The organism is Microcoleus sp. PH2017_12_PCY_D_A, from assembly GCF_020738565.1.
In the GTDB taxonomy this organism is placed as follows: domain Bacteria; phylum Cyanobacteriota; class Cyanobacteriia; order Cyanobacteriales; family Microcoleaceae; genus Microcoleus.
The window spans coordinates 17,102-36,998 of the sequence record NZ_JAEQCI010000029.1; the positions used below are offsets into that span (position 1 = coordinate 17,102).

Consider the following 19,897-nt stretch of genomic DNA (forward strand, 5'->3'; position numbering starts at 1 on the left):
ATCTAAAATCTAAAATCTCAAATCGTTTTAGACTCTACGCCGCTTGGGAGGGCGACAGCCGTTGTGAGGAATTGGGGTAACATCTCTAATCAGGGTAATTTCTAGTCCCGCCCCTTGCAGCGCGCGAATAGCAGTTTCTCGACCTGCTCCGGGCCCGCTCACCATTACTTCTATTTGGCGCATTCCCTGGTCGTTGGCTCTGCGGGCTGCACTTTCTGCGGCTGTTTGAGCTGCAAAGGGAGTACCCTTCTTAGCTCCTTTAAAACCGCTGGAACCTGCTGATGCCCAGGATATTACTTCGCCATTGAGGTCGGTAATAGTCACGATCGTATTGTTAAAGGTAGACTGGATGTAGCCTACCCCATTCGGTACATTACGTTTCTGCTTTTTGGCACCAGATTTCTTGCCTGTCTGTTGTCGTGGCGGCATATTAGTCTCTTTATCGTTTTCATTGAATTGCTCTCCCCAAAGGCGGGGAAACAGTCGGCAGGAACATAAATTTCCTGCAAACTGCTGTTATTTCTTGGACGGTGCTTTTTTCTTGCCCGCCACTGTGCGGCGGACGCCGCGACGGGTTCTGGCGTTGGTACGGGTTCGTTGACCCCGCACCGGCAGACCCAAACGGTGACGCCGACCGCGATAAGTCCCGATATCCATCAGGCGCTTGATGTTCATTGACTCCCAGCGCCGGAGGTCTCCTTCGATTTGGTAGGTGCTTTCTACATGAGCCCGCAGAGCAGTCACGTCGGCTTCTGATAAATCCTTGACGCGAGTGTCAGGATTTACGCCTGTTGCAGCGATAATTTTTTGGGCCCGAGACAGGCCTATTCCGTAAATGTATGTCAGACCTATTTCGACGCGCTTATCGCGTGGAAGGTCTACACCGGCAATCCGTGCCACACTTTTGTCTCCCTAGTTTTCCTGTTTGGCTACAATATTGAATTAGGCAGCACCTGCGTGCATTGCCCAGCCCAATCTTCCTGTTTTCTAACCTTGGCGCTGTTTGTGTTTCGGGTTAGTGCATATCACCATCACTCGACCGCGACGGCGGATGACGCGACATTTCTCACAAATTTTTTTGACAGATGCTCGAACTTTCATCTTTCTTCCTGCCTGGAGAACCCCGCTCTACCGGAGAGCAGGCACGCTGGCCCGTAGAGCGGTGGGAGGAGAGGCTGGGCAAGGTGTAGGCCTCTCCTCGATTAAATTGTATAAAGTGCGGGTTGTTTTATGAAGGAGCTCGCTTGCACCCACTCCCATTGCTGGGTAAAGTTCGCGTGCGCCAGAATGTTGGCGATCGATACTTAAACGGCGTAGCAATGACTTAACCCGGTACGCCGCTGGGTTGTTGACGCCCTTCTAGGCAACACTACAAACGTAGCATTATAGCATAAATTTGAAGCTTTTTACCAAATTCTCTCTAATTAAACTTAGAATTAGTTTTTAGAAAGTTTTATCTAAGCCTATTTTTTCCGAAGGCGATAAGTAATCCTGCCTTTGGTCAAGTCGTAGGGAGTTAATTCAACTTTGACGCGATCGCCAGGCAGAATTTTGATGTAGTTGCGGCGGATCTTGCCGGAAATGTGAGCTAGCACGTTAAACCCATTATCTAGGTCAACGCGAAACATCGCATTCGGAAGTGATTCCGTCACTGTCCCTTCCATTTCAATTAAATCTTGCTTAGACAATTTGGTATTTACCTCAACTCTACATTTGATTAACTAGGAGTGTCCCAGCCTTTGCTTCAAAACCTATTTACCAAGTAAGGAGCGGCCGATTTGAGATTCGAGATTTTAGATTTTAGATTTACTCCACAGATGCATCAAAGGAGCACGAACTTCGGTCTAAAATTTGGGATCTCGACGATTGTCGGTGGCTTGTATCCGTTTTGGGCGGGTTGAAGGCGAACTGGGCAATAATTCGGGTAACTCGATCGACTGCTGGACTCAATTAACCCCTTGCTTCAGCTTTACGTGAGTAAAGTTGTGGCAAGTAGAATCGAGTTCAATCCGGTTTCTAGCAACCCTCACAAAACCTGATAGCACAAAAAGCTCCTAGTTAACACATCTTAGCAAAAGCTGGTGAGTAACAAGCTGTATTGCGAGGGTTCAAGAGTCGCCAGAGAGCGCTTGTTGCAGTTCTGCGGTGACTACTTCCATGTCGCGATCGCCATCAACCGCAACTAACTGTTCGCGAGCGCTATAAAACTCAATCAAAGGCTCAGTTTGCTCGCGATAAACTTGCAACCGGCGCCGGATCGTCTCCTCATTGTCATCCTGGCGGCCCCGCGACAGCAGGCGAGTCACCAAAACATTGTCAGGTACATCCAAATTGACAGCTCTGATAGCGCAGTCCTTACCAGACTGACTTCCCTCAGTACCAACCTCACACAGCAGTTTGTCAAAAAACGCTGCCTGTGCCACAGTACGGGGAAAGCCGTCGAGAATCCAGCCTGCACGAGCATCTGGTTCATTCATGCGTTCTTGGACGATATCCATCAATAACTCGTCGGGAACCAACTCACCAGCATCCATATAGGCTTTCGCCTTTTGACCTAAGGCTGTTTTCGCCACCACGCAGGCGCGGAGGATGTCACCCGTAGAAATGTGGGGTATTTTCCAGAGAGCGGCTAAAAGCTGAGCCTGAGTTCCCTTTCCCGCCCCTGGAGGCCCCATAAAAATCAATTGCATTGCGATTACTTCACCATTCCTTCATATCGCTGGGAGATGACGTAAGTTTGAATTTGCTTGGCAGTTTCGATCGCCACACCTACTAGAATGAGTAGGGAAGTTGCACCAAAACCTCTAAAAGTTTGGACGCCGATCGCACTTTCTACAGCCGTGGGTACAATCGCCACCAGACCGAGAAAAATCGCTCCCAAGAAAGTCAAACGGTTCAAAACCTTCTCCACATAATCGCTGGTTTTCTGACCCGGACGAATCCCAGGAATGCTGGCGCCCATTTTCTTCAAGTTCTGAGACATATCTACGGGGTTGACAATCAACGAAGCGTAGAAATAGCTGAAGAACAGAATCAAAGTCAGATAAAACAGCGCGTAAGCCCAAGGCGCAGGGCCGTTCGGACTCAACACATTAGCAACTTGAACCAAAAACGGCTGATTGAGAGACTGAGCGAGGAAAGAAGGCACAATCAACACCGAAGATGCAAAAATAATCGGCATCACTCCGCCTTGATTTAAGCGCAGCGGTAGATAGCTGCGGCTTTCCCGATAAACTTTGCGGCCGACTTGGCGGCGGGCCGAAATAATCGGAATCCGGCGAGTACCTTCCTGAACAAAAACAATCCCGACAATCGTCACCAAAAAGACCAGCAGCAGAACCACGACGCGACCTACAACTTGCGTGTCGCCACTTTGAGCCAATTCAAAAGTTTGTCCCAAAGAGCGCGGTAAAACCGACACAATGTTAATAAAAATCAACAGCGATGCTCCGTTCCCAATACCTCGCTCTGTCACCACTTCCGATATCCACATGACAAACATCGAGCCTGCTGTTAGAGCCAAAGCTGTTTGTGGGATGAAAAAAGGTCCCGGAGATTGGGCAAAAGGACTGACCCAAATCGCAATGCCAATGCTTTGCAGAATAGCCCAGCCCAGGGAAACGTAGCGAGTAATTTGAGAAATCTTGCGCCGCCCTGCTTCGCCGTCATTTTTCTGCATATCTTCTAAACTTGGCAAAGCCGCAGTTAGAAGTTGCACAATAATTGAAGCATTAATGTAGGGCAAAATCCCCAGCGCGAAAATCCCCAAAGCTGAGAGACCGCCTCCTGAAAACAAGTCCAAAAAGCCAATTAAAGGGCTATTTTGGACGTTTTGGGCAAAGGCGGCGCGATCGATCCCGGGGACTGGCAAGTGGACGCCCAGGCGCACTAAAATCAATAAGCCAATGGTGACGAGGATGCGGCCTCGCAAACCAGCAGCTTGAGCCATCTGCATGAACGTCTCTTGTGCAGTTGGCGCTTTTTCTTTACTAACGTCCATAGTTACGATTTGGGATTTTAGATTTGGGATTTTCGACTAAATCATTTTCTGATAGCAAGAAGAGAGGATTTGAGATTTGGACAAACTCTCAAACCTCAAATCTTCACGCAACTAATTCGCAACTTCCGCCAGCGGCTTCAATTTTGGTGCGAGCACCTGCGGTAAAAGCCTTGGCGCGCACTTGCAGAGCCACATTCAGTTCGCCATCTCCTAAGATTTTCAGCGGCCCATTGTCACTATTGACAATTTTTGCTTCCATCAAAGAGGAGAGAGTAACTTCTGTGTTTGCTGGCAGCGATGCTAATTTACTTACATTAATGGTAGTGTACTCTTTCCGGTTCACTAGAGGGAAGCTTTTCAGCTTGGGCAGGCGGCGGTAAAGGGGATTTTGACCGCCTTCAAAACCGGGTCTAGTGCCGCTACCGGCTCTAGATTTTTGACCGCGCATCCCTTTGCCGGAGCTCGCGCCTTGACCGGCAGAAATACCTCTGCCCAAGCGTCGGGGGCGCTTTTGGGAGCCTGCTTTGGGTCGGGCGTCTTGCAATCTCATAGTTTTAGTAATTGGTAATTGGTAATTGGTATGCAAGAGAGGGGGCGCGCAGTAGTTTTGAGTGCGTGAGTTTTGAGTTGCGGATTTTTTGATACTCAACGCAGGCACTTAACACTCAAAACTTACGGTTTCCCATTCTCTATGCCCTAACCGTAGAGGTTTTCTACTGGAATTCCGCGCTCTTGAGCCACTTCGGACAAGGTGCGGAGGGTGGAGAGGGCGTTGACTGCTGCTCGGGCGTTGTTCAAAGGATTTCCGGAACCTAGCTGTTTGGCTAAGATGTTGCGGACTCCTGCTAGTTCGAGAACAGTTCGCACTGCTCCCCCTGCAATTACCCCGGTTCCCGGAGCGGCCGGACGCATCATGACTTTGGCTCCGCCACCGTCACCGTTGATGGGGTGAGGGATGGAGTTTGATTTGGTGAGGGGAACTTCAATTAGGTGCTTTTTGCCGTCAGCGACGCCTTTTTTAACGGCACCGATTACGTCGCTAGCTTTGCCGACTCCCACTCCAACTTGACCGCGTTCGTTGCCGATAATGACTATGGCGCGGAAGCTGAGTTTTTTACCGCCTTTAACTACTTTGGTAACGCGACGAATCTGAACAACCCGTTCTTGCCATTCGGATTCTTTTTCGCGCCCTTTGTTGTTATTGCTTTTTTTCTTGTTGCGCTGTTCTTTTTGTTGTTCTGCCATAGTTTTGTCCTTAGGGAATTGAGGATTATTAACTCGTAGTCGGCGATCGGGAATTAACAATTAGGAATTCAGAATTTTGTTCTGGGTTTTTTCTTCCTTCTGTCATAGATAGCTAAAAATTGCTTCCTTCTATCCGTTACATCCGTTACATCCGTTACACAATCCGTTGCCGAACTTCCTTCTTCCTAAAAGTCTAACCCGGCTTCGCGAGCTGCATCTGCGAGGGCTTTGACGCGACCGTGGTAGAGGTTGCCTCCGCGATCGAATACGACTTTAGCTATGCCAGCGCTGGAACAGCGTTTGGCAATCAACTGACCGACTTGGACGCTAGCTGCACAGTTGCCGCCTGAAGTCAGAGTTGACTTCAATTCTGGATCGAGGGTTGACGCAGCAGCCAAAGTGTGCTGTGCCGTGTCGTCGATTACTTGAGCGTAGATGTGCTGAGACGATCGAAATACCGCTAATCTGGGACGTTCGGCAGTGCCGAATACCTTGCGCCGGACGCGGCGGTGTCTGCGGTGGACTGATTCTTTGCGAGTAAGCTTCATTGTTACTTCTTACCTGTTTTGCCTGTTTTACCAGCTTTGCGCCGGACGACTTCGCCGCTGTAGCGAATGCCTTTGCCCTTGTAAACTTCGGGCGGACGCACCGCGCGGATGCGGGCTGCTGTGTTGCCTACGAGTTCTTTGTCAATGCCGGAGACAATGACGTTGGTGTTGCCTTCAACTGCCATGGTGATGCCTTCTGGAGGGGGCATTTCAACTGGCTTGCTGTAACCGACGTTTAAAATCAGGTTCCGTCCTTGAACCTGTGCCCGATAACCTGTGCCGATAATTTCCAGACGCCGCTGAAAACCTTGCGATACACCTTCGACCATGTTGGCGACTAGGGTGCGACAGAGGCCGTGCAGTTGTCTGGCGACGCGAGATTCGTCTCGGCGGGTAACGAGTAAAGTCTCGCCTTCGAGTCCCATGAGGATTTCGGCGGGGATTACTCGGGAAAGTTCACCTTTAGGGCCTTTGACGGCTACATTTTGACCGTCTAGGGTGATGGTTACTTTACTGGGGATGCTAATCGGACGCTTGCCAATTCGCGACATAGTTTTTGTCTTTTGTTTTTAGTTATTAGTCTTTGATTGTTAGTTTTTAGTTATTAGTCTTTAGCGATCGATTTTTGAGTTTGTCACCCATGACCAGTGACTAATTATCCGTAATAAACGGGTACAAGTCGCCGACTCTGCTGAGTGGATACTCGCCAAATTTTAGACCCTGGTTCAATCTCTCAGATTCATCTGTTGAGTCAATCTAAAATCTAAAATCTAAAATCTAAAATCGACTGACTAATGACTAATGACTAATGACTACCAAACATAACAAAGCACTTCACCGCCCAAACCTTGGCGCCGGGCTTCTCGATCGGTCATAATGCCGCTGGAGGTGGAGATAATGGCAATGCCAATTCCGCCTAATACTCGGGGCAGTTCTTTGCGGTTCGAGTAAACGCGCAGTCCTGGTTTGCTGACTCGCTTAAGTGCCGTGATAATGGGCTTGCGAGTTTTACCTTTGTACTTTAGAGAAAGCACTAAATGTCTCTTGATGCCTTCTGGTTCTGCTTCTTCAAATTCGCCGATGAAGCCTTCATTCTTTAGAACTTGGGCGATGCTGCGGGTCATTTTTGTAGCTGGAATTTGCGTTGTTTGGTGGCGCGCCATGCAAGAATTGCGAATGCGCGTCAACATATCTGCTATGGTATCGTTAGCTGCCATCTTTTGCTTCTTACTCTAGTGCTTAGTTGTCCCGGAACGGCATTCCCATTTCTTTAAGCAAAGCGCGTCCTTCTTCGTCGGTGTTTGCTGTGGTGATAATTGAAATGTCCATGCCTCGAATTTGATCGATGCGGTCATATTCTATTTCTGGAAAGATTAGCTGTTCTCTCAGACCCAAGCTGTAGTTGCCGCGCCCGTCAAAGCTTTTGGGGCTGATGCCGCGGAAGTCGCGGATGCGGGGGAGTGCGAGGTTGATCAGCCGATCGAGAAAATCGTACATCCGATCGCCCCGCAGCGTCACCATCACGCCGACTGGTACTCCTTTGCGGATTTTGAAGCCTGCGATCGCTTTTTTCGCCCGAGTCACCACCGGTTTTTGTCCGGTGATGATGGCAATTTCATTCAGCGACGAATCCAGTGCCTTAGCATTTTGAGAAGCTTCTCCCAAACCGCGGTTCACGGTGACTTTGACGAGTTTTGGAACCTGATGGATATTAGTATATTTAAACTGATCCATCAGTTGGGGAACGATTTTTCCTTGATAAAGAACTTTGAGTTTGTCCGGCATAGTTTTTGTGTTTCGTTAACTGTCCCTGGGCTTGGTCAGGGAATTGTTCTTTGTCAGTTGTCAGTTGTCCGTTGACAATTGTCCGTTGTCCGTTGTCCGTTGTCCGTTGTCAGTTAATGACTAATGACTAATGACTAATGACTAATTATCGAGGATTTCTCCGGTTTTTTTGAGTTGTCGCAGTTTGCGGCCGTCCTCACTAAATGTATAGCAGACGCGGCTGGCGACTTTCTCTTTTTCGGAATAGTGCATCACATTTGAGCTGTGAATAGGAGCCTCAAAGGTGACGATTTTTCCCGATTCCCCTTCTTGTTGGGGCTTGACGTGCTTGGTTCGGATATTTACGCCTTTAACAATTACTTTGCTGACTTTGGGATATGTCTTTAAGATTTGTCCGACTTTTCCTTTCTCTTTGCCAGTAATTATTTGAACAGTATCGCCTGCTTTGACGTGCATTCTGTGGCGCTGCGGTTCGCTAGTTGCTTTACCCTTTTTTCCGTACATTTTAAAGTACCTCCGGGGCTAGGGAAACGATTTTAGTAAAGTTTTTGTCGCGGAGTTCGCGGGCGACTGGGCCGAAAACGCGAGTGCCTTTGGGGTTGCCTTCGGGATTGATAATCACGGCGGCGTTGTCGTCAAAACGAATGCTCATGCCGCTGTCGCGACGCAATGCTTTGCGGGTTCTGACAATGACGGCTCTGACGACATCGGATTTTTTGACTGCCATATTGGGAATGGCGTCTTTGACGACGGCAATGATGACATCGCCGACTCCGCCGTAACGGCGGTTGCCGCCTCCCAATACGCGGATGCACATGAGCTTGCGGGCTCCGCTATTGTCGGCGACATTGAGGTATGTCTGGGGTTGAATCATGGTGATTGTTGACTGTTGACTGTTAACTGTTGAGTGTTAACTGTTGACTGCTAAGGGAATTGTTAATCTTTGAGCGATCGGGCGATCCTCTTCGAGGGCTACGCTAAGGCGATTAGCTGTTAGCCGTTTTTTGTCCCAAAAATCTCAGCAACCGTCCAGCGTTTGGTTTTGCTCAGGGGGCGAGTTTCAGTGATGCGGACGCGATCGCCCGATTTGCACTTATTTTCTTCGTCGTGAGCTTTGTAGCGCTTGGTACGGACTACGATTTTGCCGTATTTGGTGTGGGAGGAGCGGTTTTCGATCGCTACCACGACGGTTTTATCCATTTTGTCGCTGACTACTACGCCAACTCGTTCTTTAACTGCCATACCTACCTATTGTTGTTGTGCAATTGAGTTTTTTTGAACTGCTGTGCGAACCTCGGCTCGGCTGCTGCTAACTACTCGCTGACTGCGGTGGGAGCAGACTTGAGAGCTGCTTCAGCAGCGATTTGGCGTTCGCGTTCAACTGTCATTAATTGAGCCAGCCGGTGTTTGGCGTGCTTGAACAGGTGAGGCTTTTCCATGCGGCCTGTAGCTTGCTGAAGCCGCAAGTCCATTAGTTGGCGCTTGACGGCTAAAATTTGCTCTGCTACTGCTGCATCGCTTAATTCTCTAGCTTCTTTAATCTTGGTCAAAGACATAATTGTGTGCTTTATCGTTAGCGGTCTAGTGAAGACAGAATTCTTTCTGATGCTGAAGACCGAAGGAAAGAAAAGTTGTACGTGCCAGATTTTAAATTGCTGTAGCCGTTTAAATTTCTGACGAATGCAGACCTAATTCTACCTTCGATCGCCACTATGACGGGCTTTCTTCGCGGGTGATGAACTTGGTTTTAATTGGTAATTTGAAAGATGCCAAACGCATTGCTTCGCGGGCCACTTCTTCGCTGACACCACCAATTTCAAACATGATCCGACCTGGTTTGACCACGGCTACCCAAAACTCCGGTGCGCCTTTACCAGAACCCATCCGGGTTTCTGCTGCGCGCTGGGTGACTGGTTTGTCGGGAAAAATGCGAATCCAGATTTTGCCGCCCCGGCGGATATAGCGGGTCATGGCGCGCCGTCCGGCTTCTATTTGGCGGGAAGTGATCCAGGCTGGTTCGACTGCTTGGAGTGCAAATTCGCCAAAGCTAACTGAGCTGCCGCGGGTGGAAATACCGCTCATTCGCCCGCGCTGTTGTTTGCGGAATTTTGTTCTTTTAGGGCTTAACATGACTTTGGGAGTTGGGAGTTGGGTAATTGGTAATTGCTAATTGCTAATTGCTAATTGCTAATTTGTTTGAGCTGACAATTAACAAGTGACAACTAACAGTTAACAATTAGCTAGCCTTCGTTCGATCGATCTTCAAAGTTCTGACGGCGGCGCTTTTGTTTAGTGCGGGGCACTGCTGCATTTGGTGCGGCTTCTTGTTCCTGTCCGGGAATAATTTCGCCTTTGAAAACCCAAACTTTAATCCCGAGAATACCGTAGATGGTTTGAGCGGTGCAGTACGAGTAGTCGATGTCGGCCCGCAGCGTGTGCAAGGGGACTCGGCCTTCGCGCGTCCATTCGGTACGGGCAATTTCTGCACCGTTGAGGCGTCCGCTGACTTGAATTTTGATGCCTTGAATGCCGACTTTTTGAGCGCGGGTAATTGCTTGGCGGACTACTCGGCGGAAGGATACGCGCCGTTCTAGTTGCTGGGCGATGTATTCTGCGATCAGTGTGGCATCGGCGTCTACGCGCTGAACTTCAACGACGTTGATGCGAATTTGGCGGTTGTTGCCGAGTTCTTTCTGCAAACCCACGCGCAAGGTTTCGATACCTGCTCCGCCGCGGCCTACGACTACGCCCGGTCTGGCGGTGAATACTTCTAGGTCGATTTGATCGGCTTTGCGCTCAATTTTGACCGAGGAGATACCTGCATTGCTGAGGGTTTTGCGGACGTACTTGCGAATTTTGAAGTCTTCTTGCAAGAGTTCTGGATAGTTTTTCGGGTCAGCAAACCAGCGAGAGCGGTGCTCTTGGGTAATGCCGAGACGAAAACCAATTGGATGTATTTTTTGGCCCATAATATTTGATGAGTTAATTGGTAATAGGGAAGGAAGAAGGAAGAAGGAAGAGGGAAGAAGTAAAAAACAACTATCTGCCACTCCGTGATTTCCGTGCTTTGAAGAAAAGTAATTGGTAATTACCTATTTTTTTCTACTTTAAGCTGTTTGTTACCTATTACGTTTTTCCGTTGTTTAGTTTTCTAAGAGCGGAGCAACTATTACCGTAATGTGGCAAGTTGGCTTGCGGATTTGGTAGGCGCGACCTTGAGCGCGGGGTCTAAAGCGTTTGAGGACTGGGCCTTGGTCTGCGTAAGCTTGAGAGACTACGAGCTTGGTTTTGTCCAATCCTGCGTTGTGTTCGGCGTTGGCTACTGCCGATCGCAAAACTTTGACAATTGGTTCGCAGGCGCGGTAGGGCATGAATTCGAGTAAAATCAGCGCTTCTTGGTAGCTTTTGCCGCGAATTTGGTCGAGGACTCGGCGCACTTTGAAGGGCGATGTCCGGATGTAACGGGCGATCGCCTTAATTTCGGATGTGGTATCTATAGCCATTTCGATTTTGGTACACTTGGTAATTGGTAATTGGGAAAAAGGTAAATGGTAATTGGTAAAAAGTTTTTCCTATTACCATTTACCTGTCACCTAATTAGGCTATCTTTTTGCCTTTTTATCACCACTTTTCGCGTGACCTCTAAAGGTGCGAGTGGGGGAGAATTCTCCGAGTTTGTGACCTACCATTTGGTCTGTCAGGTAGACTGGTACGTGTTGCTTGCCGTTGTGAACTGCGATCGTGTGACCTACCATTTGAGGCAGGATCGTGGAAGAGCGCGACCAAGTTTTAATTACTTGTTTTTGGCCTGCGGCGTTGAGTTTTTCGATTTTTGTCATCAGGTTGTCTGCGACAAACGGGCCTTTTTTTAGCGATCGAGACATAATTTTGGGAATTGGGAATTGGGCATCGGGAATTGGGCATTGGGCAGAGAGGGCATTGGTAATTTGTTATTTCCAATAACCCATTACCAATTACTACCCATTAGCTACTAAATTAACTCTGTCTGCCGCCCTTGCCGCGCTTGGAAGATTTGCGGCGGCGCCGGACGATTAAAGAGTCGCTGCGCTTGTTTTTGCGTCGAGTTTTGGCACCCAATGCTGGTTTGCCCCAAGGAGTGACAGGCCCCGGACGCCCGATGGGCGCTCTGCCTTCGCCACCGCCGTGCGGGTGGTCTACCGGGTTCATGACGCTACCGCGAACTGTCGGTCTGCGGCCTTTCCAGCGGGTGCGGCCTGCTTTACCGAGGCTGATGTTTCTGGCGTCTGTATTGCCAACTTGACCGATCGTAGCGTAGCAGTCGCCGCGGACTTTGCGCTGTTCGCCGGATGGCAGTTTGAGGGTGACGTAGCTACCTTCTTTTGCCATTAGCTGAGCGCTGGAGCCTGCGGAACGGACGATTTGTCCGCCTTTTCCTGGTACTAGCTCGACGTTGTGGACGCTGGTACCGAGGGGAATGTTCTTCAGGGGTAGGGCGTTGCCAATTTCGATCGGCGCGTCTGGGCCTGAGACAATTACTGTACCGACGTTTAAGTTGAGCGGGTGCAGGATGTACCGTTTTTCGCCGTCTTTGTAGAACAAAAGGGCGATGCGGGCGTTGCGGTTGGGGTCATATTCGATCGCCTTGACGGTAGCAGGAATGCTGTGTTTGTCGCGGCGGAAGTCGATGTCTCTATAAAGCCGTTTGTGACCGCCTCCCCGGTGGCGGCAGGTGATGACGCCTCGGTTGTTGCGGCCTTGTTTGGTGTGCTTGTTGCCGGTTAGAGACTTTTCCGGCTCTGATTTGGTAATCTCAGCGAAGTCCGAGACGGTATGTTCCCGGGTGCTGGAGGTATAAGGTCGGTAAGAACGGATGCCCATAATCGATCGATTTTAGATTTTAGATTTTGGATTTTGGATTTGACGTTGATCGATTTTAGATTTTAGGTTTAAGATTGGAAATCTTTGGTTAACTTGCGATTTTTCTAGTTCTAGAATTTGCGACTGTTAACCGCAATCTAAAATCTAAAATCTAAAATCCAAAATCGTCTAGACTTCTGGGAAGAGGAGTTTGCGGATTGAGTCTCCGTCTAGCAGAGTTACTGTTGCTCGCTTGTAGCAAGGTTTAAAGCCGACGAACTTACCAACTCGGCGCTTTTTGCGCGGCGGGTTTTGGGTGTTGACGCCAATGACTTTGACCTTAAAGAGTTCTTCGATTGCAGCTTTGATTTGAGGCTTTGTCGCTTTTGGTGCTACGTCAAATGTGAATTGATTTAATTCCATCATTCGGGTAGCTTTCTCGGTGAGAATCGGACGCTGGATCAAATCTGCGTAGTCGCGGGGGTCGATTTTACTCACCGTAAATCTCCTGAATTTTTGCTATGGCTGTAGAGGTGACGATTATTTTGTCAGCCGCGAGAACGTCGTAAACATTCAGAGAAGTTGCCAAGATGACGTTGACTAATTCGATGTTGCGTCCTGACAGGTAAACGTTGAGTTGCGGTTCTGGCAAGATTAACAGAACTTTTTTATTGGATTCGATACCCCAACGGGCGATCGCACTTAGCAATTCTTTGCTTTTCGGTCTCGGAAATTGCTCTGCAAATTCTTCAACCACAATGATGTCATCGGTGCGACTTTGGAATGCTGTCCGCAAAGCAAGACGGCGTTCCTTTTTGTTCATTTTGACTTCAAAGTCTCTCGGTTTCGGCCCGAAGATGACACCGCCGCCCCGCCACAGCGGAGAACGGATCGAACCTGCTCTGGCTCGGCCGGTGCCTTTTTGACGCCAAGGTTTGCGGCCGCCGCCTCTAACTTCCGATCGAGTTTTGGTGCAAGCATTCCCTTGACGGGCGTTGACCATTTGCCGTCTCAAGGCTCTGTGAACGATGTGAGACGCATTTTCTTCTTTGGCTACGCGAAGCTCTAAAGTTGTTTCTCCAACTTCTTCGCCTTGCCAATTTCGCACTACGCAGTTAACCATATCTTTTGTCCTTTGTCTGTTGTTAGTTGTCTGTTATTAGTTGTTATTTGTTATTTGTTATTAGTTATTTGTTAGTTCCTACTAATAACCAATAACTAATGACTACCGCCCAACTTTTTTCTCAGGCACAACATTGACTAAGGCGCCAGCTTTGCCGGGAACTGCTCCCTTGATCAGCAACAAATTCTGCTCTGCATCCACCCGGACAATTGTGAGTTTGCGGACGGTAACTTGAACGTTGCCCATGCGTCCTGCCATTCTTTTACCGGGATAGACGCGGCCGGGAGTTGTTCCAGGCCCGATCGATCCAGGTTCGCGGTGATTCTTAGAACCGTGAGACATGGGGCCTCGTTTGAAGTTGTGGCGCTTTTGAAAGCCTGCAAAACCTTTACCGATGCTGGTACCGATGACATCTACGATTTGTCCCGGTGTAAAAGAATCTGCTTTTACTTGTTGGCCTAATTCAAAGGAACTGGTATCTTCCAAGCGGTATTCGTGCAAGTGGCGCAATGGATTCGCCCCCGACTTGGCAAGGTGTCCCAATTCTGGCTTGTTGAGAGCCTTTGGTTTTACTTCTTCGTATCCAATCTGAATGGCAGTGTAGCCATCAGTTTGTTTAGTTTTGATTTGAGTTACTGTACAAGGCCCTGCTTGTATGACGGTGACGGGAATTGCTCTCCCTTCGGCGTCAAATACTTGAGTCATGCCTAGTTTAGTGCCAAGAATGCCTACAGACACGGATTTTTTTCCTTTTATTTACGCAAGAGGTTTCGGATTGCGAAGTTTACGTCAATCCGCTTGCTCTTGTGCAGAAACATCTATTTCAGTGTTCCTGCAATTAACTGTTATCAACCAACAGCTTTCCTCGGTGTTTAAAATTTGAGTTTTAAATTTGGGAGCGAGCTTGTGGAAGTCTTGCAAGGGTTGAGATTCTAGGTTTTTTACCTGTTCGATCTCCGAGTTTGATTTCGGTCTTGCTTATTTGGGCTAGGACTTGAATAGCAAGCTACTCAGTATCCTTGACAGCGCCAGTTAATAATAGTACATGAAGTGTTTGCTATTTGTCAAGGCCTATTTGATAACTTTTAGCCTCAGCTTTAGGATTTATAATACTTTAAGCTCGCAACGGGCGATCGACCAAATTTAAAACAGCAGGCTAGACAAATTTATGGGACTGATTACAACTGGTGCGGATATGATTCGGGATTTGGAAAAGTCGGGGTCGCTAGCCCTGTACGTTCCTTTAGAGGGAGGTTTTGAGGGCCGTTACCTGCGGCGCTTGAGGGCTGCGGGCTACGGTGCGTACACGATTACCGCGCGCGGCTTGGGCGATTTGGCGATGTATTTGACGGGAGTTCACGGGGTGCGGCCGCCGCATTTGGGCAAGAAAACTACTGGCAATGAAGGGGCTGTGGGTTACACCTACTACGTCCCGCCAATGTTGCAAACTCAATTAGATAATTTGCCACCGAAATCTAAAGGACTGGTGCTTTGGATTATTGAAGGGCAGGTTTTGTCGAGTCAGGAAGTTGAGTATTTGACTGTTTTGCCGACGCTAGAGCCGCGAGTTAAAATAGCAGTAGAGATGGGGGGCGATCGAGCTTTTAGCTGGAAGCCGCTTAAAAATGCTTTAGTTGCAGCTTAAATTCGGGTATTTGCGATCGCAAATCAACTAAAAAAACGCAGCGAGCAAAATCAAGCTCAAACGCTTCTGCTCGCTGGTTTTGCTCTTTTTTGGAAAAACTTCTTAATTAACAGGAAAAATCTTATGCTTCAGAATCGCGATTATACAATCATCATTGACAAAAGCGGCAGTATGTACACCAAAGACCAGATGGGCGGAAAAAGTCGGTGGGCGCTGATGCAAGAATCGACGATCGCACTGGCGAATAAATGCGAAGAACTCGACCCAGACGGCATCACAGTTTACGTGTTTTCCGGTCGCTTCAAACGCTACGAGAATGTAACATCAGCTAAAGTCGTGCAAATTTTCCAAGAAAACGAACCTTCGGGGACTACAAATTTAGCGGCAGTTCTGCTAGACTCTCTCAACAGTTATTTTCAGCGCAAAGCATCCGGTAAGACCAAGCTAAACGGGGAAACCATATTAGTGGTGACGGACGGTGAACCGGACGATCGCAAAGAAGTGATGAAAACGATTATAGAGGCATCGCGGAAGCTCGATCGAGATGAAGAGCTGGCGATTTCTTTCATTCAAGTAGGGAATGCCCCGGAAGCGACTAAGTTTCTCAAGATATTGGACGACGAACTGCAAAGCGCCGGAGCTAAATTCGATATCGTTGATACAGTGACGATGGATGATATTGAAGGCATGACTCTGACGGAAGTATTGCTGAATGCAATCACAGATTGATGAGGCTGCGCCTTGTTCGCGGGATTATATTTGTGCCTGGTTGCTGGGCAGCATTTTTTAAGGGGGTTTTAAGTCATGGAATCGATCGATCGCCTGTTAGCTGAACTTAGGGCAGAATATCAAGCATCTCAAAAAAAGCGGGAAGTTCCAAGTGGGCCGCCAGTGGAAGCACAACCGCCTTCCCAGCCAGCAGCAGTGCCGTCAAATCAAACATTTAAAACAGCAGATATAAAGTATCCTAGTAATCTTGACAAAGATTTAGCTGAAATTAAGGCTGAATACGCACAAAATAAAGCTCGGGAAGTGGCCCCGCAGGAACCGCTTCAACCTCTGCACGAAGCAGAAAATAAACCTCAGGAAGTGACTGCACTGGCACCGAAACCCCCAGAAAAAATTGTGCCCTCAGAGTTAGACGTACAAACGCACAGGCAAAAAGTCAGGCAAGCTCAGGTTTGGCTGAAAAATTTAGATAAAAATTCCGATGAGAGATATTGGTTCGATCAGTTTGCTTTTAAGTATTCTTCGAGGATAGATGCGGCGATCGACTATTTACAAGTTGTGAATGAGTTTGATTGATCTGGTTCGTAGTGAGGACTTTAGTCCTGATTTTTGCGGACTAAAGTCCTCACTACGAACCAAATAATTGAAAAGGTTCGTAGTGAGGACTTTAGTCCTTCTTGAATGCGAGTCCTTCTTGAATGCGGAAGGGAGTCCTGACTACGAACCGTCCTGACTACGAACCAAATAATTGAAAAGGTTCGTAGTGAGGACTTTAGTCCTTCTTGAATGCGGAAGGGAGTCCTGACTACGAACCAAATGGTCGATCGCCTTTTGGTACAGATGTAGGATTCAGCAGAAATGAAGCAGCTTTATTTGCTGTAATTTCAGATAGCTTAATTTGTTTGAACTCAACAATACCATCGGCAATAAAAGAATCTCTCAAAGCCGCTTTTTCTCCGCTGTTAAAAACAGTTTCGTAAAATACTTCGCGAATGCCGGCGGAAATAATTAATTTCAAACAATAAATGCAGGGTTCTAAAGTCACGTAAATGCTAGATCCTGCGGTAGATATCCCGTGTTTGGCAGCAGTGGCGATCGCATTTGCTTCAGCGTGAACCGCCCTTGAGGGCAAAGTTTTGCTAGCGTCGCAACTGCTCAAACCCGGATAGCAGAAGCCTTGAGCCGTGCAGTGTACCGATCCTGAGGGAGAACCGTTGTAACCCGTAGCTAAAACTTGCCTGTTTTTAGCGATTACCGCGCCGACGGGAAAAGCCAGACAAGTCGATCGAGTCGCAGCCAACTTTGCCAACATTAAGAAGTATTCGTCCCATGTTGGTCTTTCTTCTTCTAGATTCATCTTCTGTCCTGAATGTATTGGTTGCTGGTTTTCAGACACTCGGCAGCCTTCTGCAATTCTATTCCCAAATAACCAATATGCTCGGGTTGGATAGCCGGGGAAGCCGCACAAATTTCTCGCACTAACTTGAGAGGGTTTTTTCCAGAATAACAGGTGACAGCTTCGCCGCTGCCGGGGGTGGTTTGCGTGACAACGATTCGATTGTCGGCTACTTCAACTAAAAAATTGCCCGCTGCATCGAAAAAGTCTCGATCTTGGCAGATTTTAGCATATTGGGTTTGAATTAGTCGATCGGCATTTTCAAAAGTATCATCATACAAATGAGCCGATTGCGACAGCGTTATCAGCGGGCCCATTGTTAAATTGTAATCGGAACGCCTCGCAATTTCGTCGCGAAGGTGCTGCTGCAAAGCCCGCAAACCCATGGCATTCGCCGGCCAAGCCGCAAACATATCATTGCTGCGGAGAGTTGCAGTTAGCGATATTTCTTCATCAACAACTCGCACCCAAATGTGATTTAAACAAGGACTGCCACTGTGTTGGTGGTCGGAGGAACCGTCGGGTCTTCTGTTGATATTTCCCCCTGCATCCCACAAACTAATTACAGCACTTGCCGCGTCAATTTCTTTAATTAGTTTGGCAATAACTTCTTCAATTTGGTCGCCTCCGAACCACGACCGCATCCGCTGGGCGTAGGTATATTTTATCCCTTCGTTATATGGGGAATCTTCCAGCATTTGGGGTTTGTACTGTTCGATAAAATCTCGGTCTATTGGTAAGTAATTCGGTTCGGGAAAATAGAACTCGGGCGGTTCATCGGTAATCACTGCCATCAAGTCGATTAATTCTTGCCACTGTCCGTCATAACCTGTCGGCCGCAGTGTGCCGGTGGTCTTGATGCGGTGGATGATTTTTACCCAAGTTTCGGCGATCGTTTTGCCTTCGATTCTGTGTCCGTATTTCTGGCCGGGGAGTACAGTTGGGACGATTTCGACGATCGGAAAAGTTGCGGGTTCTCCCCAAGGTTCAACTGATTGTTTTTGGGAAAACTCCTTGACCAAATTCACTGTTTCTGCTATATTTTTAGATTCTTTCCATTCGATTGAATGACGCAATAGTTCTAAGGCTTCGGCTGCTATTTCAATATCGATGTAGCCAAATATTGCAGATTTAATCAGCCAGCAATCTCTGCCTGTATCGCTTTTTCCTGCTTCAAAGCCGTTGCGAAAAAAGTCGAGCAAGCACTCTGCTGCACCGGAGTTGCGGTCTTCTTTGGTGGCGTTGAGAATTACTAAAAAGCGGACCTGGGGATTGCAGAGCAAGTTTCTAATTAAGAAGTTGATGCCGCGAGTAGGAGAGTACAGTTGTCCGATGACAGCAAATTCGTTGGTTTGTAAGTTTTTGACTATCGCACTTTTGACCGTCCAGCCGCTGACAACCGCTGTTTGCCCGGTGCCGCAAATTAATTGATTCGGTTTGTATCGGGGTTTGTACTCAAATTTATTTGCGAGAGTTATTGCTGTCATAGTTTACGGTTACTTGCGCCGCATACTACTATATCAATACTGCGGACTGTTTGAATGGGGAATAAATTCCCTCGAAATGGTCTGTGGGAGTTGAGTGCGATCGCCCGCCACCAAACAACATATAGTTGCAACTGACGCGAAACCCCGCTCAACAGCTAGGTGAGCGTTATACTTAGTTGATCCAGATAGAAGATGTAGAATCCACCGTGACCGACGAAAGCCTTTACCTCAAAATATTTCTAGATCCGATAAAACTATGCAGACGATACAAGCCTAAATTTGGACTGGGCAATAAAGAACAAGGGCTAGATTTGGCAAGATTTTTATTACTCTACGGAGAAGACCCGTTTTACTCGTGGATCGGTCTTGACTCGGATTTGATGTATGCTGCCCATAAAGCCGCTGGTGGGATGACCTCGGTGTACAGACAGATTGGCAAAGGCTGCGAGAATCTATTCAGACAGATAATTATCGATCGCACAGAATACGAAGCTCCAGAATACGCCCTGTGGTCTTATATTACAAAAACCAAAAACGATACAAATAAAACCTTGTCCTTGGATGCGAGACTAGAAGTTGCCAAAATTCAGAATCTTGAAGTTAAAGCAAAAGTCCTTCAGTGGATAGCAGACTATAGCAATTTTCTCAGTGTGCCGGCACCGGCGAAAGGCGCAGTTTTTGAAGTTCGGCAGGGATATAAAAGTAAAGATAGCAAGAGACAAAATGCTGACATAGATAATATTGCTGTGGCTTGGGCCTACGGCTATCTAACTGTTTTTGCGATTTTTTCCTCTCAGATTGATGCTGATTTATTACTACGCTATCGAAACAGTCGTGGGGGAATAATCATTGGTACGACATCTGGCAGTAGTAAAATTTCGCTGTTTGCTTTTTGCAAGGAAGTTTTAGGCTATGATTTGGCCGACTTCTTTCGCCGAAATTCTGAGACGATCAAAAGCGAAGTTTACAGCACATTAGAAATTCTACTACGGGCAGAGTAATGATATCTACTATTCAACAAAGATCTGACTATACATTCAAAGCTAATCGGAGTCTTGGGCGGCACGGGTGGCTGCGACTGACTCCCGCCTATGGAGTTA

The 19,897-nt window shown here is 47.8% G+C and carries 30 protein-coding genes; 4 read left to right on the plus strand and 26 right to left on the minus strand.

The annotated features are described in order from the left end of the window. Positions 1-27: 27 nt before the first annotated feature. From rpsK to rplC, 24 genes are all read right to left on the minus strand, one after another. Positions 28-429, minus strand: coding sequence for a 30S ribosomal protein S11 (rpsK, locus tag JGK39_RS08370; RefSeq protein ID WP_265233150.1), 402 nt, complete (start codon positions 427-429; stop codon positions 28-30). An 87-nt stretch (positions 430-516) separates the two neighbouring features. After that, on the minus strand, positions 517-900 hold the full coding sequence (gene rpsM / locus JGK39_RS08375; RefSeq protein ID WP_293250642.1) for a 30S ribosomal protein S13: 384 nt from the start codon (positions 898-900) through the stop codon (positions 517-519). Between the two features lie 87 nt (positions 901-987). Next, a complete protein-coding gene (rpmJ, locus tag JGK39_RS08380; protein ID WP_015178722.1) occupies positions 988-1,101 on the minus strand; it encodes a 50S ribosomal protein L36 in 114 nt (37 codons plus the stop codon). A 362-nt stretch (positions 1,102-1,463) separates the two neighbouring features. Then, positions 1,464-1,688, minus strand: a complete 225-nt coding sequence (infA, locus tag JGK39_RS08385; protein ID WP_006276978.1) for a translation initiation factor IF-1 — start codon at positions 1,686-1,688, stop codon at positions 1,464-1,466. A gap of 420 nt (positions 1,689-2,108) precedes the next feature. Continuing rightward, the gene (locus JGK39_RS08390; protein ID WP_293250645.1) at positions 2,109-2,690 is read right to left on the minus strand and encodes an adenylate kinase; all 582 of its coding nucleotides are present in this window, start codon (positions 2,688-2,690) and stop codon (positions 2,109-2,111) included. Between the two features lie 5 nt (positions 2,691-2,695). Continuing rightward, on the minus strand, positions 2,696-4,000 hold the full coding sequence (secY, locus tag JGK39_RS08395) for a preprotein translocase subunit SecY (RefSeq protein WP_293250648.1): 1,305 nt from the start codon (positions 3,998-4,000) through the stop codon (positions 2,696-2,698). 103 nt (positions 4,001-4,103) lie between these two features. Further along, a complete protein-coding gene (gene rplO, locus JGK39_RS08400) occupies positions 4,104-4,550 on the minus strand; it encodes a 50S ribosomal protein L15 (RefSeq protein WP_293250651.1) in 447 nt (148 codons plus the stop codon). Between the two features lie 146 nt (positions 4,551-4,696). Then, a complete protein-coding gene (rpsE, locus tag JGK39_RS08405; protein ID WP_293250654.1) occupies positions 4,697-5,245 on the minus strand; it encodes a 30S ribosomal protein S5 in 549 nt (182 codons plus the stop codon). Between the two features lie 185 nt (positions 5,246-5,430). Beyond that, positions 5,431-5,793, minus strand: a complete 363-nt coding sequence (gene rplR / locus JGK39_RS08410; RefSeq protein ID WP_293250657.1) for a 50S ribosomal protein L18 — start codon at positions 5,791-5,793, stop codon at positions 5,431-5,433. Positions 5,794-5,795: 2 nt separating this feature from the next. Continuing rightward, positions 5,796-6,344 carry a 50S ribosomal protein L6 gene (gene rplF / locus JGK39_RS08415; RefSeq protein ID WP_293250660.1) on the minus strand — a complete coding sequence of 183 codons (549 nt, stop codon included), beginning with the start codon at positions 6,342-6,344 and terminating at the stop codon, positions 5,796-5,798. A 261-nt stretch (positions 6,345-6,605) separates the two neighbouring features. Beyond that, the gene (rpsH, locus tag JGK39_RS08420) at positions 6,606-7,010 is read right to left on the minus strand and encodes a 30S ribosomal protein S8 (RefSeq protein WP_293250663.1); all 405 of its coding nucleotides are present in this window, start codon (positions 7,008-7,010) and stop codon (positions 6,606-6,608) included. A 22-nt stretch (positions 7,011-7,032) separates the two neighbouring features. After that, on the minus strand, positions 7,033-7,578 hold the full coding sequence (rplE, locus tag JGK39_RS08425; protein ID WP_293250666.1) for a 50S ribosomal protein L5: 546 nt from the start codon (positions 7,576-7,578) through the stop codon (positions 7,033-7,035). Between the two features lie 141 nt (positions 7,579-7,719). Beyond that, positions 7,720-8,082, minus strand: a complete 363-nt coding sequence (gene rplX, locus JGK39_RS08430; protein WP_293250669.1) for a 50S ribosomal protein L24 — start codon at positions 8,080-8,082, stop codon at positions 7,720-7,722. Between the two features lies 1 nt (position 8,083). Beyond that, positions 8,084-8,452, minus strand: a complete 369-nt coding sequence (rplN, locus tag JGK39_RS08435) for a 50S ribosomal protein L14 (RefSeq protein WP_193973611.1) — start codon at positions 8,450-8,452, stop codon at positions 8,084-8,086. A gap of 119 nt (positions 8,453-8,571) precedes the next feature. Next, positions 8,572-8,820 carry a 30S ribosomal protein S17 gene (gene rpsQ / locus JGK39_RS08440; protein WP_293250672.1) on the minus strand — a complete coding sequence of 83 codons (249 nt, stop codon included), beginning with the start codon at positions 8,818-8,820 and terminating at the stop codon, positions 8,572-8,574. Positions 8,821-8,891: 71 nt separating this feature from the next. Further along, on the minus strand, positions 8,892-9,134 hold the full coding sequence (rpmC, locus tag JGK39_RS08445; protein WP_293133890.1) for a 50S ribosomal protein L29: 243 nt from the start codon (positions 9,132-9,134) through the stop codon (positions 8,892-8,894). A 154-nt stretch (positions 9,135-9,288) separates the two neighbouring features. After that, positions 9,289-9,708, minus strand: a complete 420-nt coding sequence (gene rplP / locus JGK39_RS08450; RefSeq protein WP_293250675.1) for a 50S ribosomal protein L16 — start codon at positions 9,706-9,708, stop codon at positions 9,289-9,291. Positions 9,709-9,818: 110 nt separating this feature from the next. Next, positions 9,819-10,547, minus strand: a complete 729-nt coding sequence (rpsC, locus tag JGK39_RS08455; RefSeq protein WP_293250678.1) for a 30S ribosomal protein S3 — start codon at positions 10,545-10,547, stop codon at positions 9,819-9,821. 174 nt (positions 10,548-10,721) lie between these two features. After that, positions 10,722-11,081, minus strand: coding sequence for a 50S ribosomal protein L22 (gene rplV / locus JGK39_RS08460; RefSeq protein WP_293250681.1), 360 nt, complete (start codon positions 11,079-11,081; stop codon positions 10,722-10,724). A 99-nt stretch (positions 11,082-11,180) separates the two neighbouring features. Further along, positions 11,181-11,462 (minus strand): 30S ribosomal protein S19, encoded by a 282-nt coding sequence (rpsS, locus tag JGK39_RS08465; RefSeq protein ID WP_293250685.1) that lies wholly within the window; start codon positions 11,460-11,462, stop codon positions 11,181-11,183. Positions 11,463-11,574: 112 nt separating this feature from the next. Next, a complete protein-coding gene (gene rplB / locus JGK39_RS08470; RefSeq protein ID WP_293250688.1) occupies positions 11,575-12,438 on the minus strand; it encodes a 50S ribosomal protein L2 in 864 nt (287 codons plus the stop codon). 168 nt (positions 12,439-12,606) lie between these two features. Then, positions 12,607-12,915: a 50S ribosomal protein L23 gene (locus JGK39_RS08475; RefSeq protein WP_293133910.1), complete on the minus strand. Its 309-nt coding sequence runs from the start codon at positions 12,913-12,915 to the stop codon at positions 12,607-12,609. Further along, positions 12,908-13,540: a 50S ribosomal protein L4 gene (gene rplD / locus JGK39_RS08480; protein ID WP_293250691.1), complete on the minus strand. Its 633-nt coding sequence runs from the start codon at positions 13,538-13,540 to the stop codon at positions 12,908-12,910. The genes JGK39_RS08475 and rplD overlap by 8 nt, the downstream gene beginning before the upstream one ends. Before the next feature lie 102 nt (positions 13,541-13,642). After that, positions 13,643-14,278, minus strand: a complete 636-nt coding sequence (gene rplC, locus JGK39_RS08485) for a 50S ribosomal protein L3 (protein WP_293250694.1) — start codon at positions 14,276-14,278, stop codon at positions 13,643-13,645. 430 nt (positions 14,279-14,708) lie between these two features. Here rplC and JGK39_RS08490 point away from each other — a divergent pair, with 430 nt between their 5' ends. From JGK39_RS08490 to JGK39_RS08500, 3 genes are all read left to right on the plus strand, one after another. Beyond that, a complete protein-coding gene (locus tag JGK39_RS08490) occupies positions 14,709-15,185 on the plus strand; it encodes an NAD(P)H-quinone oxidoreductase subunit N (RefSeq protein ID WP_293133916.1) in 477 nt (158 codons plus the stop codon). Between the two features lie 123 nt (positions 15,186-15,308). After that, a complete protein-coding gene (locus JGK39_RS08495; protein WP_293250697.1) occupies positions 15,309-15,914 on the plus strand; it encodes a VWA domain-containing protein in 606 nt (201 codons plus the stop codon). Between the two features lie 75 nt (positions 15,915-15,989). Continuing rightward, on the plus strand, positions 15,990-16,490 hold the full coding sequence (locus JGK39_RS08500) for a hypothetical protein (protein ID WP_293250700.1): 501 nt from the start codon (positions 15,990-15,992) through the stop codon (positions 16,488-16,490). Positions 16,491-16,719: 229 nt separating this feature from the next. Here JGK39_RS08500 and JGK39_RS08505 read toward each other — a convergent pair whose 3' ends face one another. Together JGK39_RS08505 and JGK39_RS08510 are read right to left on the minus strand one after the other, a co-directional pair. Next, on the minus strand, positions 16,720-17,271 hold the full coding sequence (locus tag JGK39_RS08505; protein WP_293250703.1) for a dCMP deaminase family protein: 552 nt from the start codon (positions 17,269-17,271) through the stop codon (positions 16,720-16,722). Further along, a complete protein-coding gene (locus JGK39_RS08510) occupies positions 17,268-18,797 on the minus strand; it encodes a thymidylate synthase (RefSeq protein WP_293296022.1) in 1,530 nt (509 codons plus the stop codon). The genes JGK39_RS08505 and JGK39_RS08510 overlap by 4 nt, the downstream gene beginning before the upstream one ends. A gap of 206 nt (positions 18,798-19,003) precedes the next feature. On the opposite strand from JGK39_RS08510, the gene JGK39_RS08515 reads away from it, so the two are divergent. Next, the gene (locus JGK39_RS08515; RefSeq protein WP_293250709.1) at positions 19,004-19,798 is read left to right on the plus strand and encodes a hypothetical protein; all 795 of its coding nucleotides are present in this window, start codon (positions 19,004-19,006) and stop codon (positions 19,796-19,798) included. Positions 19,799-19,897: the final 99 nt, after the last annotated feature.